Genomic DNA, 15,222 nt, shown 5'->3' on the forward strand with positions numbered 1-15,222 from the left:
ACCAAAGATTTCCGAAAAGGTTCGCAGAAAACCTTGCCCCTGAACCGCCAACCTCTGGAGACAAACACACCATGAAACGCAACACCCTTCGCATCCTTGCCGGTGCACTGCTCGCCTGCACGCTCGGCGCCCAGGCGCAGACCGCCGCCTACCCGTCCCAGCCCGTCAAATGGGTGGTTCCCTATGCGCCCGGCGGCACCACCGACGTGATCGCGCGCAGCCTGGCCGTGCGCATGGGGCAGGACCTTGGCCAGCCCGTGGTGGTGGACAACAAGCCGGGCGCGGCCAGCATCATCGGCGCCACCTTCATCGCGCGCTCCGCGGCCGACGGCTACACCGTGGGCACGGCCGATTCGGGCACGCTGGCCTTCAACCCGGCCATGTATTCCGCGCTGAGCTACAACGCCGAGAAGGACTTCAGCTTCATCGGCGGCCTGGGCCGCATGCCCCTGGTGCTGGCCGTGCACCCCGACTTCCCGGCCCGGAACATGCAGGAGTTCCTGGCCCAGGTGCGCAAGAGCCCGGGGACCGTCTCGTCGGCCTCGTCGGGCCCGGGCTCTCCGCTGCACGTGGCGCTGGAACTGTTCAAGCAGCGCACCGGCACGGACATCCTGCATGTCCCCTACAAGGGCTCGGCCCCGGCGCTGCAGGACCTCATGGCGGGCCAGGTGCAGTCGATGTTCGTCGACCTTCCGCCCAGCCTGTCGATGATCAAGGCGGGCAAGGTGCGCGTGCTGGCCGTGGCCACGCCGCAGCGGCTGTCCATCCTGCCCGATGTGCCCACCATGGCCGAGGCCGGCGTACCCAGCTTCGAGGCCTATGCGTGGCAGGGGTTCGTGGGCCCGGCCCGGATGCCTGCGGCGGTGGTGGAGCGCCTGAACAAGGACCTGGCGGCCGCCCTGCGCCATCCCGAGACGCGCGCCAAGCTCGAAGAGATCGGCATCCAGCCGCTGTCCATGACGCCCCAGCAGTTCACCGACTTCGTGCGCAGCGAACAGAAGCTGTGGGCGGGCGTGATCCGCGCCGCCAACATCCGCCTTGATTGACCGGGCCGATACGACCCCAGATTCCCGACACGAGACACCACGCCATGACCGTTTCCCTGAACCGCCGCCATGCCTGCGCGGCCCTGGCCAGCCTGGCCGCAGGTGCCATGCTGCCCGCCGCCGCCCAGACCGCGGCCTATCCCGGCAAGCCCATTGAACTCATCGTGCCCTTCGCCGCGGGCGGCGGCACCGATGTGCTGGCCCGGGCGCTGGCCGAGGCGGCGCGCAAGCACCTGCCGCAGGACCTGATCGTTCTCAACAAGGCGGGCGCCAGCGGCGCCGTGGGCTGGACCGAGCTGGCCAATGCCCGGCCCGACGGCTACAAGCTGGCCATCATCACGGTGGAGATCACGATGATCCCCCACATGGGCATCACCAGGATCACGGCCGACAGCCTGACCCCCATCGCGCGGCTGAACGCCGACCCGGCCACGCTGGCCGTGCGCGCGGACTCCCCCCTGCGCACCATCGAGGACCTGCTGGCGGCCGCCCGCAAGAACCCGGGCGGCGTGCGCGTGGGCAATGCGGGGCCGGGCTCGCTGGGGCATCTGGCGGCCGCGGCGCTGGAGGACAAGGTGGGCGTGTCGTTCAACCATGCGCCGTACCGCGGTGCCAACCCCGCCGTGCTGGACCTGCTGGGCGGGCACATCGAGGTGGTGGCCGTCACGCCGGTGGAGGTGGCCACCTATGTGGCGGCGGGCAAGATCCGCCCGCTGGCCGTGATGTCCGAGCAGCGCATCGCCGCCGGGTGGGAGGCGGTGCCGACGCTCAAGGAACGCAAGATCGACCTGGTGATCGGGGGCTGGCGCGGTCTGGCCGCGCCCAAGGGCACTCCGCCCGAAGTGGTGGCGGTATTGCGCGCCGCCATCGCCAAGACCCTGCAGGAGCCCGCGCTGCGCGACACCATGGCCCGCCAGAACATGGGGGAGGGCTACCTGGACCAGGCGGACTTCAACGCCCTGATCGCACGGGACAACGCCACGTTCAAGCAACTGGTGGACAGGCTGGGCATCAAGGCCTGAGAAGCCGCCGAACCTGCTGGCCCGCCCTGCGGCGCCCCACGGGGCCGCTGCGGGCGGTTTTCTTTTTTTGGGTGTGCGTCCGCCGGGTCCACGGTGTCCGCCTCGCGGTGGGCATGGCCGCACGGCTTCGCCCGTCCCGGGGGCCGCGGCCCGCGCACGGCCTCATGCCCCGAAGCCGGGGGCAAAGGCCTCGCGCAGCCATTCCACGAACACCGACACCGAACGCGGCACATGGGCCGAGTAGGGACGTATCGCGTGGATCGTCTCGCTGAAGGTGCCCACGGAGCGCCAGTCGGGCAGCACCTGGACGAGCTTGCACGACTGCAGCGCGGCCTGCGCGCTGAAGTCGGGAACCAGCGCGATGCCCAGGCCCGCCAGGGCCGCGTCGCGCAGGGCCTCGCTGTTGCTGGCGGCCAGCGGCCCGGCCACGGGCACGGTCAGTCGGGGGGCGGTGCCCGGCACCACGGGCTCGAAGGTCCAGGCCGGAGCTTCCTGGGTGCGGGGGTAGTGCAGGCAGTCGTGCCCGCGCAGGTCGCCGGGCGTGCGGGGCAGACCGGCGCGGCGCAGGTAGGCGCGGCTGGCCACCAGCACGGACCGCGTGGTGCACAGCAGCCAGGCCACATGGGTGTCGGGGGCCACGGCGGTGTGGCGGATGGCCAGGTCCAGCCCTTCGAGCGTCAGCGAGCGCAGGTTGTCCGACAGGTCCAGCTCCAGCCGCACTTCGGGATAGGCGCGCACGAACGCGGGCAGCCGGGGCACCAGTTGCTGGCGTGCCAGCGCGACGGGGGCGGTCACGCGCAGGCGGCCCTGGGGCACGCCGGCGCGGTCGCGCACGCTCGCAAAGCTCTCGGCGATGCTGTCGAACGCGCCCCGCGTGTCGTCCACCAGCTGCCGCCCCGCCTCGGTCAGGCCCACGCTGCGCGTGGTACGCCGCACCAGCGGCACGCCTGCCGCGCGTTCCAGCTCCGCGATGTGCTGGCTCATGGCCGCCTTGCTCACGCCCAGGCGCGCGGCGGCGCCTGTGTAGCTGCCCTGTTCGCCCAGCACGACGAGCCAGTGCAGGTGCGACCACAGGGCTTCGGGTTTGGGATGGATTGTCGATTTCATGGCTCTATTGTTCATCAATGTGAACAATCAATTCACCGCCACGGTCTTGGCGCGGCGGGTTGTCGCTCCTAGACTGCAGGCCACTTTCCACCGTTCTTTGAAAGAGGTTTGCATGACCACCGCCACCCAGCCGGCCCCCATTGGCCACTATATCCACGGCCAGCGCACCATGGGCACCAGCACACGCAGCCAGGACGTGACCAATCCCGCCACGGGCGCCGTGACGGGCCGCGTGGCGCTGGCCCACCGCGCCGATGTGGATGCGGCCGTGGCCGCCGCGCAGGCCGCCTTTCCCGCCTGGGCGGACACGCCGCCCATCCGCCGCGCCCGCGTGCTGTTCAAGTTCCTGGAGCTGGTCAACCAGCACAAGGATGCGCTGGCCCGCGCCATCACGGCCGAGCATGGCAAGGTGTTCACCGATGCGCAGGGCGAGGTGGCGCGCGGCATCGACATCATCGAGTTCGCCTGCGGCGTTCCGCAACTGCTCAAGGGCGATTTCACCGACCAGGTGAGCACCGGCATCGACAACTGGACGCTGCGCCAGCCCCTGGGCGTGGTGGCGGGGATCACGCCTTTCAACTTTCCGGTCATGGTGCCCATGTGGATGTTTCCGGTGGCCATCGCGACCGGCAACACCTTCGTGCTCAAGCCCAGCCCCACCGATCCCACGGCCTCGCTGCTCATGGCCGACCTGTTCCGGCAGGCGGGCCTGCCCGACGGCGTCTTCAACGTGGTGCAGGGCGACAAGGAGGCGGTGGATGCGCTCATCGAGCACCCCGATGTCCGGGCGATCAGCTTTGTCGGCTCCACCCCCATCGCCAACTACATCTACGAGACCGGCGCCCGCCACGGCAAGCGTGTGCAGGCCCTGGGCGGCGCCAAGAACCACATGATCGTCATGCCCGATGCCGACATGGACCAGGCCGTGGACGCCCTCATTGGCGCGGGCTACGGATCGGCCGGTGAGCGCTGCATGGCCATCAGCGTGGCCGTGCTGGTGGGAGATGCCGCCGACAAGGTGGTGCCCAAGCTCGTCGAGCGCGCGAAGGCGCTCAAGGTGCTCGACGGCACGAACCTGGCGGCGGAAATGGGCCCCATCGTCACCCGCGCGGCCCACGAGCGCATCTCGGGCTACATCGACCTGGGCGTGAAGGAGGGCGCGCAATTGCTGGTGGATGGCCGCGGCTTTGACGCGGCGCAGGCCGGCGAGGGCTGCGAAGGCGGCTTCTGGATGGGAGGCACCCTGTTCGACCATGTCACGCCGCAGATGCGCATCTACCGGGAGGAGATCTTCGGCCCGGTGCTGGCGGTGGTGCGCGCCAAGGATTTTGGCGAGGCCGTGAAGCTGGTCAACGACCATGAGTTCGGCAACGGCGTGGCCTGCTTCACGCGCGACGGCAACGTGGCCCGCGAGTTCGGCCGCCGCATCCAGGCTGGCATGGTCGGCATCAACGTGCCGATTCCCGTGCCCATGGCCTGGCATGGCTTTGGCGGCTGGAAGCGCAGCCTGTTTGGCGACATGCACGCCTACGGCGAGGAAGGCGTGCGCTTCTACACCAAGCAAAAGAGCATCATGCAGCGCTGGCCTGAAAGCACGCCCAAGGGGGCCGAGTTCGTGATGCCGACGGCCAAGTAGGACCCGGCGCGCGGTCGCTGGAATGGGGCTTTGGCCCCATTTTTTCGTGGCCGCCGCGCGTTGCCGCGGGCCCTTTCTATCCCCGCGCCCAGCGTCCCTGGCGGGTTTGCCGGGCCTCCCGTTCCGGGGGGGACTCCAGCACGCTCTAGAAACGCTGGATGCCGAACTCCTCGAGGCCGATCTCGGGGCTGCGCTGGCCGATCAGGTCCGCCACGGCCCGGGCGCTCCCGCAGGCCAGGGCCCAGCCGCCGGCGCCGTGGCCCGTGTTGAGCCACAGCCCCGGCACCCCGCTGGGGCCCACCACGGGGGCCGCGTCGGGGAGCATGGTGCGCGCGCCGCGCCAAACCTGCAGCCCCGAGGAGAGCTGCGCCCCTCCGGGGAACCAGTCGTTGAGCGTGCGGTACAGGCGCTGCAGGGTGGGCGCATGGTGGTCCGCGTCGGCGCCCGCCAGCTCCGCGCCACCGGCAATGCGCACACGCTGCCCCAGGCGGGTGATGGAGATCTGCTGGGCCATGTCCACCACGCTGGCGCGTGGCGCGTGCGTGGACTCGCGCAAGGGCGTGCTGACCGAATAGCCGTACACGGCGGTCATCGGCAGGCGCAGCCCCAGCGGCGGCAGCAGCGCGGCCGAGGCCATGCCCGCGCACAGCACCACGGCATCGAAGCGGCGCAGCTCGGGCTCGCCGGGCACCGCAATGCCCAGGGGGCTGGTGCCGATGCGTTCGACACGGGTGTTGAACGCGAACTGCACGCCCGAACCCTGCGTGCCCTGGCGCAGCAGTTGCGCGAACAGGCGGCAGTTGCCGGCGCTGGCGTCGGGCAGGTGGATGGCGCAGGCCAGCGGGGCGTCGGGGGACAGCCCGGGCTCGATGTGGCGCGCCGTCGCGGCATCGATCTCGCGTGCCGCCACGCCGCAGTCGCGCAGCACCTGCAGGGCCGGCTGCAGCGCGGCCTGCTCCTGCTCGCTGCGCAGCAGCACCAGGCGTCCGTCACTGGATTCGAAATCCAGCTCGTGCTGGCTGGCGATGGCCTTCAGGCGCTCCTGGCTGTACCGCGCCAGTTGCTCCAGAGCCGGGGCCGGCGCGCTGTTGGCGCGTGCCGCGCGGCGCCAGCGCCACAGCCAGGCCAGATGGTCCTGGCCCAGGCCGGACGCCAGCCGCAGCGTGGCGTGGGCGCCCATGAGCCGCAGCGCCTGGCCGAAGCCGGGCAGGGCCCAGGGGCTGAGCACGTGGGAGCCCAGCAGGCCGGCCGTGGCAAAACTGGCTTCTTCGGCGGCAGCGCTGCGCTGCTCGAACACGGTGACCTCGTGGCCGTCGCTGGCCAGCTCATAGGCAGTGGTGACGCCGACAATGCCGGCGCCCACGATGGCAATCTTCATGAATTTGGGTATTTTTAGCCTCTAGAGCTTGATTATCAAGCGCTTGCAGCTATTGTTTTTGTAGTATTTTTTCGATTTGCAGGCCCGTGTTGAGCACGGTGTCATCCCGCAGGGCCCCGTGCCAGACCATCAGGCCCACCGGGAGTTCCCCCGGTACATGGCAGGGCAGGGACAGCGCGCAGCCGTCCAGTAGATTGACGGCGCTGGTATTGCGCAGCAGCAGGGTGTTGACGCGGAAGAACTCGGCGTCGCGCGCCGCATCCTGCGCGGCGTCCTGGCCGCCGGCCGGGGCCACATCCGCCAGGGCGGGGGCCACGATGGGCACGGTGGGGGACAGCAGGACGTCGTAGCCTTCCATGCACGCGTGCATGCGGGCCATCCAGTGCTGGCGGGCCTGCAGCAGGTCGATGTATTCCCATGCCATCAGCGCCGCACCCTTGTCGATGCGCGCACGCACACGGGGGTCGTAGCGCGTGCCCGCGCGCTGCAGCAGTTCGCGGTGCCAGGCGTAGGCTTCGGGCGCGGAGAAGCCATGCACCGGCTGCTCCTGCATGGGGGGCATGTCGATGGTGTCGATGGTGGCGCCCGCCGCGCGCAGCGCGGACAGGGTGCGCTCGAACGCCCGGGCCACCGTGGCGTCCATGCCGTCCAGGAAGACCGTCGAGGGGACGGCCAGGCGGTATTGCGACAGCGGTGCCAGGCTGCGCGTGACGCTCCGGGCGGCCAGCACCTCGTGCGCCACGATGGCATCGCGCACGCTGCGGGTCATGGCGCAGGCCGTGTCGAGCGTGGTGGACAGCGGGACGGCCCCGGCCGTGGGGACCAGCCGCGCGGTGTTCTTGAAGCCCACGATGCCGTTGAGCGCCGCCGGAATGCGGATCGACCCTCCCGTGTCCGACCCCAGTCCGATGAACGCAGCCCCCGTGGCCACCGACACGGCGGCGCCCGACGACGAGCCGCCGGGAACCCGTGGCGCGCCGGGCAATGCGCCCGACCGGGCATCGAAGGCCGCGGGCGTGCCGAAGTGCGGATTCACCCCCACGCCTGAAAACGCGAACTCCACCATGTTCGTGCGGCCGATGACAACGCCACCCGCGGCACGCAGGCGCGCCACCGCGGGGCTGTCGGCCGCTGCGGCGGGCGCATCCGCCAGCACCGTGGAGCCGGCGGGCGTGGGCTGGCCGGCGATGTCGAACAGGTCCTTGACTGATACCGCCAGGCCGGCCAGGGGCAGGCGGTCCAGGCTGGCTTGCACCGCATTGGTGCGTGCTTCCCCGAACAGCGTGCGCACGAAACTGTGGGTGTTCGCAGGGGATTGGGCGGCTTCGATGCAACGTTCCAGCTCTGCGGGCACGGCGGTGGTGCCGTCCCGCAGGCGGTCGCGGGTGGCGATCAGGTCAGGGAGCATGGGTGTGCTAGAATCTTTGGGTTTTGCTGGGAGCAGTAACGCGGGCAAGGGGCAGTGCAATCCGGTGTGATCGGGCATTGTCGCAATGTGCGTGTGGCGGCTTACGCAGAACCAATCGCAAACCAGCCCTGTCAAGGTGTTGCGTCTTTCGTGAGAAACCACGGCGGCGCAAGTATTGGGGCTGGATTTTAGACCCAACCTTTGGAGTATTTTTATGTCCGTTACCATGCGCGAAATGCTGGAAGCCGGTGTCCACTTCGGTCACCAGACCCGCTTCTGGAACCCCAAGATGGCCCCCTACATCTTCGGCCATCGCAACAAGATCCACATCATCAACCTGGAAAAGTCGCTGCCACTGTTCCAGGAAGCCCAAAAGTTCGCCAAGCAACTGGCTGCCAACCGCGGCACGATCCTGATGGTCGGCACGAAGCGCCAGGCCCGTGAGATCCTGTCCACCGAAGCCCTGCGCGCTGGCGTGCCCTTCGTGGACCAGCGCTGGCTGGGCGGCATGCTGACCAACTTCAAGACGGTCAAGACCTCGATCAAGCGCCTCAAGGACATGAAGGCCCAGCAAGAAGCTGGCCTCGACAGCCTGAGCAAGAAGGAGCAGCTGACGTTCTCCCGCGAGATCGAGAAGCTCGAAAAGGACATCGGCGGCATCCAGGACATGGCTGCGCTGCCCGACGCCATCTTCATCATCGACGTGGGCTTCCACAAGATCGCCGTGGCCGAAGCCAAGAAGCTCGGCATCCCGCTGATCGGTGTGGTCGATACGAACCACTCGCCTGAAGGCATCGACTACGTGATCCCTGGCAACGACGACTCGGCCAAGGCCGTGACGCTGTACGCCCGTGGCATCGCCGACGCGATCATCGAAGGCCGTGCGAACGCCGTGAACGAAGTGGTCAAGGCCGTGACGGCCGAGAGCTCCGATGAGTTCGTGGAAGTGCAAGAAGCCGCCGCCTGATACCCGGCTGCGCGATCCGTCGCGAATGAAAGCGGGGCCCCTGGTGAGCCCCCTTTTTTTTAGGCTGAATCTAATCGATTGAACTGAACACTGAAGGAATAAAGATGGCTGCAATTACCGCAAGCATGGTGGCTGAACTGCGTGGCAAGACCGACGCGCCCATGATGGAATGCAAGAAGGCCCTGACGGAAGCCGACGGCGACATGGCCAAGGCCGAAGAGCTGCTGCGCGTCAAGCTGGGCACCAAGGCGGGCAAGGCTGCATCGCGCATCACGGCCGAAGGCGTGGTGGCGAGCTACATCGACGGCACCACCGGTGCCCTGGTCGAAGTCAACAGCGAAACCGACTTCGTCTCCAAGAACGACAGCTTCATCGCCATGGCCAATGCCGCCGCGAAGCTGGTGGCCGAGCACAACCCCGCCACCGTCGAAGCCCTGGGCGCGCTGCCCTACAGCCAGGACAGCTTCGGCCCCACGCTGGAAGACGTGCGCAAGGGCCTGATCGGCAAGATCGGCGAAAACATGTCGTTCCGCCGCTTCAAGCGCTTCAGCGGCTCCAGCCTGGCAGCCTACCTGCATGGCTCGCGCATTGGCGTGGTCGTCGAGTTCGACGGCGATGCCGCTGCCGCCAAGGACGTGGCCATGCACGTGGCCGCCATGAAGCCCGTGGCCCTGACCAGCGCCGACGTGCCTGCCGACCTGATCGCCAAGGAACGCTCTGTCGCCGAAGGCAAGGCCGACGAAGCCAACAAGGAACTCGTGGCCGCCGGCAAGCCCGCGCAAAGCGCGGAAATCACCGCCAAGCGCATCGACGGCGCCGTGCAGAAGTACCTCAAGGAAGTCTCGCTGGCTGACCAGGTCTTCGTGAAGGCCGCCGACGGCAAGCAGACCGTGGCCCAGATGCTCAAGGCCGCCAACACCAATGTGAAGGGCTTCACGCTCTACGTCGTGGGTGAAGGCATCGAGAAGAAGGTCGACGACTTCGCCGCCGAAGTGGCCGCCCAGGTGGCTGCTGCCAAGGCTGCTGCCTGATCGTTTCCGCAACCCCCCAAGCCCCGCATCTATCACCGGAGAAATTTCCCATGTCCCACGCCGCACCAGCCCACAAGCGCATCCTGCTCAAGCTGTCTGGTGAGGCGCTGATGGGGGATGACGCCTTCGGCATCAACCGCGCCACCATCGTCCGCATGGTGGAGGAGATCGCCGAAGTGACGCGCCTGGGTGTCCAGGTGGCCGTGGTGATCGGTGGGGGCAACATTTTCCGTGGCGTGGCCGGCGGCTCGGTCGGCATGGACCGTGCCACCGCCGACTACATGGGCATGCTGGCCACCGTCATGAACGCGCTGGCCCTGGCGGACGCCATGGACAAGCAGGGCCTGGTGGCCCGTGTGATGTCCGCCATCGCCATCGAGCAGGTCGTCGAGCCCTACGTGCGTCCCAAGGCCCTGCAGTACCTCGAAGAGGGCAAGGTCGTGGTGTTCGCGGCCGGTACGGGCAATCCGTTCTTCACCACCGACACGGCGGCTGCCCTGCGCGGTGCCGAGATCGGCGCCGAGCTGGTGCTCAAGGCCACCAAGGTGGACGGCGTATATACTGCCGACCCCCAGAAGGACCCCACGGCCACGCGCTACACGAAGCTCAGCTTCGACGAGGCCATGTCCCGCAACCTGGGCATCATGGATGCGACCGCCTTCGCGCTGTGCCGCGACCAGAAGCTGCCGGTGCGGGTGTTCTCGATCATCAAGCATGGCGCCTTGAAGCGCGTGGTGATGGGCGAAGACGAAGGTACGCTGGTTTACGCTTGACGACGACGATGATGGCTTGCGGCCTGCACCGGATGCAGGCCGGCCCCGAGGAGAAAACATGACGATTGCCGACATCAAGAAGAATGCAGAGACCAAGATGGACCAGTCCATCGCGGCGTTCAAGAACAACCTGCAGAAGATCCGCACCGGCCGTGCCAACCCCGCCTTGCTCGACACCGTGCAGGTCGAGTATTACGGCTCCTTCGTGCCCCTGAGCCAGGTGGCCAATGTGGCGCTGATCGATTCGCGCACCATCAGCGTCCAGCCCTGGGAAAAGGGCATGGGCGCCAAGATCGAGAAGGCCATCCGCGAAAGCGATCTGGGCCTGAACCCCGCGTCCATGGGCGATCTCATCCGCGTGCCCATGCCGCCCATGAGCGAAGAGCGCCGCAAGGAAATGACCAAGCTGGCCCGCAATGAAGGCGAAAGCGCCAAGATCGCCGTGCGCAACCTGCGCCGCGATGCCAACGAGTCCGTCAAGAAGCTGGTCAAGGACAAGCTGGCGTCCGAAGACGACCAGAAGCGCGCCGAAACCGACGTGCAGAAATTCACCGACAGGCACATCGCCGAGATCGATGCGCTGGTGGCGGCCAAAGAGCAGGAAATCATGGCGGTTTAAGCCTTGAGGGCTTGAACGTTCACATGTCTGTATCTCCGGTGGTGCCGCACCACATCGCCATCGTCATGGATGGCAACGGCCGCTGGGCCACGCGCCGCTTTCTGCCGCGCCTGGCCGGCCACAAGCAGGGGGTTGATTCACTGCGCCGCTGCGCGCGCGCCTGCGTGCAGCGTGGCGTGGGGGTGTTGACCGTCTTCGCGTTCTCGTCCGAAAACTGGAACCGCCCGGCGGATGAGGTCTCTGGCCTCATGGAACTCCTGGCGATGGCGCTGGCACGCGAAGTGCCGCAGCTCAAGAAGGATGGCGTGCGCCTGTATTTCGTGGGTGAGCGTGCCGGCCTGTCGCCCAAGGTGCGCGATGGCCTGGCGCAGGCAGAAGCCGCCACGGCGCAAAACACCCGCCTCGTCCTCAACGTCTGTTTCAACTATGGCGGCCGCTGGGACATCGCCCAGGCCGCCGCATCGCTGGCAGCGCGCGGCGAGCCCATCACCGAGGCCAGCCTGCACGGTGCTATGGGCCTGGCCCATGTGCCCGATCCGGACCTGGTGATCCGCACCGGGGGGGAAATGCGGATCAGCAACTTTCTGCTGTGGCAGGCCGCATACTCCGAGTTCTTCTTCAGCGACCGGCTGTGGCCGGATTTCGACGAGTCGGCGCTGGACGAGGCGATTGCTGCCTTTGGCGGCCGCGAGCGCCGTTTTGGCAAAACCTCCGAACAGATCCTGTCCGCGCATCCCCATCCGATGCCGGGCTGAAAGGCCCCATGCTCAAACAGCGCGTCATTACAGCCCTTGTCCTGCTGGCCATTCTGCTGCCGGCGCTTTTTTATTCATCGTCCACCGTCCCGTTCACCCTGGTGGTGCTGGTGCTCATGGCGGCCGGCGCCTGGGAATGGGGCCGTTTGAGCGGTTTCGGACAGGCGGGCTCCGTGGCGGTGGGGGGCGCGTGCGTCGCCCTGTGCGCTGGGTCGTGGGCCCTGGGCTGGATTGACCGCCCGCTGGCGGGGCTCTGGGTGGCGGGGGGTGGCCTTTGGGTGCTGTCCGCGGCCTGGCTGCTCAGGGCCGGCGTGCCCGGCTGGCCTCGCATTCCGGCGGCGGTGCGCCTGGTGGCCGGGGTGCTGGCCCTCTGGCTTGCGTGGCTGGCGGTCGTGCAGGCGCGCAACGTGGGCGTCAACTTCCTGCTGTCGGTGCTGCTGCTGGTGTGGGTCGCCGACATCTTCGCGTACTTCGCGGGCCGTGCTTTTGGCCTGCGCTTCACCAAGGGCAAGCTGGCCCCTTCCATCAGTCCCGGCAAAAGCTGGGAGGGCGTGTGGGGCGGCCTTGCCGGCGTGCTGGCCATGGCATTCATCTGGGTGGCCGCCGATGCCCACTGGCAGGCGGCCGTTCCCAGCTTCTACAGCCGCATGGCGCAGCAAGGCTGGTGGCTGCTCGTGATCGCGGCCCTGTTCATGGTGGCCATGAGCGTGTCGGGTGACCTGGTGGAGTCCCTCATCAAGCGCAGCGCGGGCGTGAAGGACAGCAGCGGCCTGTTGCCCGGGCACGGTGGCGTGCTCGACCGGGTGGACGCCTTGCTGCCCACCCTGCCGCTGGCCATGATGCTCACGAGCCTGACAACGCAATGATGAAACAACGACTGACTGTCCTGGGTTCCACGGGCTCCATCGGTACCAGCACTCTCGACGTGGTGGCCCGCCATCCCGAGCGCTTCGAGGTGTTCGCGCTCAGTGCTGCGACCCAGGTGGACCTGATGCTGGCGCAGTGCGCGCAGTTCCGCCCCCGCTACGCCGTGATGGCGAGTGCCCCCCATGCGGCCCTGCTGGCTGAAAGGCTGCAGGCAAATGCCCTTCCAACGCATGTCCTTCAAGCGCAAGATGCTCTTGAAATAATAGCATCCCACCCTGACGTGGATGCCGTGATGGCGGCCATCGTGGGCGCTGCCGGCCTGGCGCCGTGCCTGGCTGCAGCGCGCGCGGGCAAGCGGCTGCTCCTGGCCAACAAGGAGGCCCTGGTGGTGGGCGGCGGGTTGTTCATGCAGACCGTGCGCGAGGGCGGCGCGACGCTGCTGCCCATCGACAGCGAGCATTCCGCGATTTTCCAGTGCCTGCCCGAAGATCCGGCGACCTGGGCCGAACGCGTCGACAGCATCCTGCTGACCGCGTCTGGCGGTCCCTTCCGCCAGCGGGATCCGTCCACGCTCTCGCAGATCACGCCCGACCAGGCCTGCGCGCACCCCAATTTCTCGATGGGCCGCAAGATCTCGGTGGATTCGGCCACCATGATGAACAAGGCGCTGGAAGTGATCGAGGCGCGCTGGCTGTTCGACCTGCACCCCGACCAGATCAAGGTGGTGATCCATCCGCAGCAGATCATCCACTCGATGGTGCAGTTCAAGGATGCATCGATCCTCGCCCAGCTCGGCACCCCCGACATGCGCGTGCCGATCGCCTGCGGCCTGGCCTGGCCGGAGCGCATCGCCAGCGGTGCCAGCCGGCTCGACTTCTCTGCCTTGACGGCGCTGGCGTTTGAAGATGCCGACGCGGCCCGTTTTCCCGGGCTGCACCTGTCCTGGCAGGCGCTCAAGGCGGCCGAAGGCACGACCGCAGTATTGAACGCCGCCAACGAGGTCGCGGTCGGGGCCTTCCTGTCGGGGCGGCTGCGTTTCGACCGTATCCATGCCGTGAATCTTGCAACTTTGGACGCGGTTTCTCCCTCCAAGCCAGATTCCCTCGAAGCCCTGCTGGACCTGGATGCCCAGGCACGCAATGCTGCCGAGCACGCCGCGGGCCGCCTGGCGGCCTGAGTTCTCACAGCACCACGGACCCGTACATGCTCCTTACCATCGTTGCCTTCATCGTGGCCCTGGGCCTTCTGATCGCCGTGCACGAATATGGCCACTACCGGGTGGCCGTGGCGTGCGGGGTCAAGGTGCTGCGCTTCTCGGTGGGCTTTGGCAAACCATTGCTGCGCTGGCAGCCCAAGGGGTCGCCCACGGAGTTCGTGCTGGGGGCTTTTCCGCTGGGGGGCTATGTGCGCATGCTGGACGAGCGGGAAGCGCCTGTGGCCGCCGAGGAGCGGCATCTGGCTTTCAATACCCAGCCGCTGCGCTCCCGCGCGGCCATCGTGGCCGCGGGGCCGCTGGCAAACCTGCTGCTGGCGGTGCTGCTGTATTCCATTGTGAACTGGAACGGGGTGGACGAGCCCAAGGCGGTGCTCGCCAGTCCGGTGGCCGGGTCCGTCGCGCAGAGTGCCGGCCTGCGGGGCGGCGAGCTGGTCGCGCAGGCAGCGCTGGGGTCGGACGAGATGGAGCCCGTGCGCTCGTTTGAAGATCTGCGCTGGCTGCTCACGCGCGGTGCGCTGGAGGGTGTGAACGTGCGCCTCGACGTGCAGCCGCAGTCGGGCGCTGTGCACCGGGAAATCCTGCTGGACATGTCGAAGATCGACAGCCGGGAGGCGGACGCCCAGCTGTTTCGCAAGATCGGCATCCTGGGGCCGTGGACACGGCCGGTGCTGGGCGAGGTCATGCCTGACGGGGCCGCAGCCCGCGCTGGATTGCGCCAGGGGGACGTGGTGCTCAGGATCGGTGCCAGCGACGTGGTGGACGGCCAGCAGCTGCGCGAGCTGATCCGCCAGTCGGTGCGGGGAAGCGAGCCATTGGCACAGTCCTGGCGCATTGATCGCTCAGGCCAGGTGCTGAGCGTGGACGTGTTGCCCGAGGCCAAGCCGGAACTGGGCGCCTCCGTCGGCCGCATCGGGGCGTATGTCGGGGCCCCCCCTGAATTCGTGACGGTGGAATATGGCGTGTTCGAGGGGGCCTGGGCCGGCGTGGTCAAGACCTGGGATGTCTCCATCCTCACGCTTCGGATGATGGGACGCATGGTGATCGGCGAGGCATCGCTCAAGAACCTCAGCGGCCCCCTGACGATCGCCGACTACGCAGGGCGCTCCGCCAGCCTGGGACTCTCGCAGTACCTTGTCTTCCTTGCGCTGATCAGCGTGAGCCTGGGCGTGCTCAACCTGCTGCCGCTGCCTGTCTTGGACGGAGGGCACCTGATGTATTATCTTTGGGAGGGTGTCACGGGCAGGGGGGTGTCGGATGCATGGATGGAGCGCCTGCAGCGTGGAGGCGTTGCGGTCCTGCTTCTCATGATGTCCATTGCCCTGTTCAACGATATCACCCGGCTCTTTGGCTAACACTTTTGCCGCGCTTGCCCTGCAACTGCGGCTCCAGCTTCATTC

Annotated in this window: 14 protein-coding genes; 11 read left to right on the forward strand and 3 right to left on the reverse strand. The window is 67.8% G+C overall.

All coding sequences use genetic code 11. From position 1 onward, the window contains the following. The first annotated feature begins 71 nt into the window (after positions 1-71). Together AC07PV_RS21750 and AC07PV_RS21755 are read left to right on the forward strand one after the other, a co-directional pair. Positions 72-1,046: a Bug family tripartite tricarboxylate transporter substrate binding protein gene (locus AC07PV_RS21750; protein ID WP_494631306.1), complete on the forward strand. Its 975-nt coding sequence runs from the start codon at positions 72-74 to the stop codon at positions 1,044-1,046. Positions 1,047-1,090: 44 nt separating this feature from the next. Further along, positions 1,091-2,068 carry a tripartite tricarboxylate transporter substrate binding protein gene (locus AC07PV_RS21755; protein ID WP_218297702.1) on the forward strand — a complete coding sequence of 326 codons (978 nt, stop codon included), beginning with the start codon at positions 1,091-1,093 and terminating at the stop codon, positions 2,066-2,068. A 162-nt stretch (positions 2,069-2,230) separates the two neighbouring features. On the opposite strand, the gene AC07PV_RS21760 is transcribed toward AC07PV_RS21755, so the two are convergent. Continuing rightward, positions 2,231-3,175, reverse strand: coding sequence for a LysR family transcriptional regulator (locus AC07PV_RS21760; RefSeq protein WP_494631308.1), 945 nt, complete (start codon positions 3,173-3,175; stop codon positions 2,231-2,233). A 112-nt stretch (positions 3,176-3,287) separates the two neighbouring features. Here AC07PV_RS21760 and AC07PV_RS21765 point away from each other — a divergent pair, with 112 nt between their 5' ends. Further along, complete coding sequence (locus tag AC07PV_RS21765; protein ID WP_218341586.1) at positions 3,288-4,811, forward strand: CoA-acylating methylmalonate-semialdehyde dehydrogenase; 1,524 nt, start codon at positions 3,288-3,290, stop codon at positions 4,809-4,811. 145 nt (positions 4,812-4,956) lie between these two features. On the opposite strand, the gene AC07PV_RS21770 is transcribed toward AC07PV_RS21765, so the two are convergent. Continuing rightward, positions 4,957-6,189 carry an FAD-dependent oxidoreductase gene (locus AC07PV_RS21770; protein ID WP_494631309.1) on the reverse strand — a complete coding sequence of 411 codons (1,233 nt, stop codon included), beginning with the start codon at positions 6,187-6,189 and terminating at the stop codon, positions 4,957-4,959. A 49-nt stretch (positions 6,190-6,238) separates the two neighbouring features. Beyond that, positions 6,239-7,597 (reverse strand): amidase, encoded by a 1,359-nt coding sequence (locus AC07PV_RS21775; protein ID WP_492253499.1) that lies wholly within the window; start codon positions 7,595-7,597, stop codon positions 6,239-6,241. Positions 7,598-7,811: 214 nt separating this feature from the next. On the opposite strand from AC07PV_RS21775, the gene rpsB reads away from it, so the two are divergent. From rpsB to rseP, 8 genes are all read left to right on the forward strand, one after another. Further along, the gene (rpsB, locus tag AC07PV_RS21780; RefSeq protein ID WP_218297697.1) at positions 7,812-8,564 is read left to right on the forward strand and encodes a 30S ribosomal protein S2; all 753 of its coding nucleotides are present in this window, start codon (positions 7,812-7,814) and stop codon (positions 8,562-8,564) included. 104 nt (positions 8,565-8,668) lie between these two features. Continuing rightward, on the forward strand, positions 8,669-9,595 hold the full coding sequence (gene tsf, locus AC07PV_RS21785) for a translation elongation factor Ts (protein WP_218297696.1): 927 nt from the start codon (positions 8,669-8,671) through the stop codon (positions 9,593-9,595). A gap of 50 nt (positions 9,596-9,645) precedes the next feature. Further along, on the forward strand, positions 9,646-10,368 hold the full coding sequence (pyrH, locus tag AC07PV_RS21790) for a UMP kinase (protein WP_056413356.1): 723 nt from the start codon (positions 9,646-9,648) through the stop codon (positions 10,366-10,368). A gap of 58 nt (positions 10,369-10,426) precedes the next feature. Then, positions 10,427-10,987, forward strand: a complete 561-nt coding sequence (gene frr, locus AC07PV_RS21795) for a ribosome recycling factor (RefSeq protein ID WP_218297695.1) — start codon at positions 10,427-10,429, stop codon at positions 10,985-10,987. Positions 10,988-11,010: 23 nt separating this feature from the next. Beyond that, positions 11,011-11,742 carry a polyprenyl diphosphate synthase gene (gene uppS / locus AC07PV_RS21800; RefSeq protein WP_218297694.1) on the forward strand — a complete coding sequence of 244 codons (732 nt, stop codon included), beginning with the start codon at positions 11,011-11,013 and terminating at the stop codon, positions 11,740-11,742. 8 nt (positions 11,743-11,750) lie between these two features. Beyond that, positions 11,751-12,608, forward strand: coding sequence for a phosphatidate cytidylyltransferase (locus AC07PV_RS21805; protein ID WP_218297693.1), 858 nt, complete (start codon positions 11,751-11,753; stop codon positions 12,606-12,608). Further along, on the forward strand, positions 12,608-13,786 hold the full coding sequence (ispC, locus tag AC07PV_RS21810) for a 1-deoxy-D-xylulose-5-phosphate reductoisomerase (protein ID WP_218341642.1): 1,179 nt from the start codon (positions 12,608-12,610) through the stop codon (positions 13,784-13,786). The genes AC07PV_RS21805 and ispC overlap by 1 nt, the downstream gene beginning before the upstream one ends. Before the next feature lie 26 nt (positions 13,787-13,812). Continuing rightward, positions 13,813-15,177, forward strand: coding sequence for an RIP metalloprotease RseP (gene rseP / locus AC07PV_RS21815; RefSeq protein ID WP_218297692.1), 1,365 nt, complete (start codon positions 13,813-13,815; stop codon positions 15,175-15,177). The last annotated feature ends 45 nt before the right edge of the window (positions 15,178-15,222 follow it).

This window comes from Acidovorax sp. GW821-FHT09A11, from assembly GCF_059418365.1.

What these genes read in the sequence shown, in the direction of transcription:
- AC07PV_RS21750 (WP_494631306.1), top strand. Translation starts at nt 72, where the DNA reads ATGAAACGCAACACCCTTCGCATCCTTGCCGGTGCACTGCTCGCCTGC.
- AC07PV_RS21755 (WP_218297702.1), top strand. Translation starts at nt 1,091, where the DNA reads ATGACCGTTTCCCTGAACCGCCGCCATGCCTGCGCGGCCCTGGCCAGC.
- AC07PV_RS21760 (WP_494631308.1), bottom strand. Translation starts at nt 3,175, where the DNA reads ATGAAATCGACAATCCATCCCAAACCCGAAGCCCTGTGGTCGCACCTG.
- AC07PV_RS21765 (WP_218341586.1), top strand. Translation starts at nt 3,288, where the DNA reads ATGACCACCGCCACCCAGCCGGCCCCCATTGGCCACTATATCCACGGC.
- AC07PV_RS21770 (WP_494631309.1), bottom strand. Translation starts at nt 6,189, where the DNA reads ATGAAGATTGCCATCGTGGGCGCCGGCATTGTCGGCGTCACCACTGCC.
- AC07PV_RS21775 (WP_492253499.1), bottom strand. Translation starts at nt 7,597, where the DNA reads ATGCTCCCTGACCTGATCGCCACCCGCGACCGCCTGCGGGACGGCACC.
- rpsB (WP_218297697.1), top strand. Translation starts at nt 7,812, where the DNA reads ATGTCCGTTACCATGCGCGAAATGCTGGAAGCCGGTGTCCACTTCGGT.
- tsf (WP_218297696.1), top strand. Translation starts at nt 8,669, where the DNA reads ATGGCTGCAATTACCGCAAGCATGGTGGCTGAACTGCGTGGCAAGACC.
- pyrH (WP_056413356.1), top strand. Translation starts at nt 9,646, where the DNA reads ATGTCCCACGCCGCACCAGCCCACAAGCGCATCCTGCTCAAGCTGTCT.
- frr (WP_218297695.1), top strand. Translation starts at nt 10,427, where the DNA reads ATGACGATTGCCGACATCAAGAAGAATGCAGAGACCAAGATGGACCAG.
- uppS (WP_218297694.1), top strand. Translation starts at nt 11,011, where the DNA reads ATGTCTGTATCTCCGGTGGTGCCGCACCACATCGCCATCGTCATGGAT.
- AC07PV_RS21805 (WP_218297693.1), top strand. Translation starts at nt 11,751, where the DNA reads ATGCTCAAACAGCGCGTCATTACAGCCCTTGTCCTGCTGGCCATTCTG.
- ispC (WP_218341642.1), top strand. Translation starts at nt 12,608, where the DNA reads ATGAAACAACGACTGACTGTCCTGGGTTCCACGGGCTCCATCGGTACC.
- rseP (WP_218297692.1), top strand. Translation starts at nt 13,813, where the DNA reads ATGCTCCTTACCATCGTTGCCTTCATCGTGGCCCTGGGCCTTCTGATC.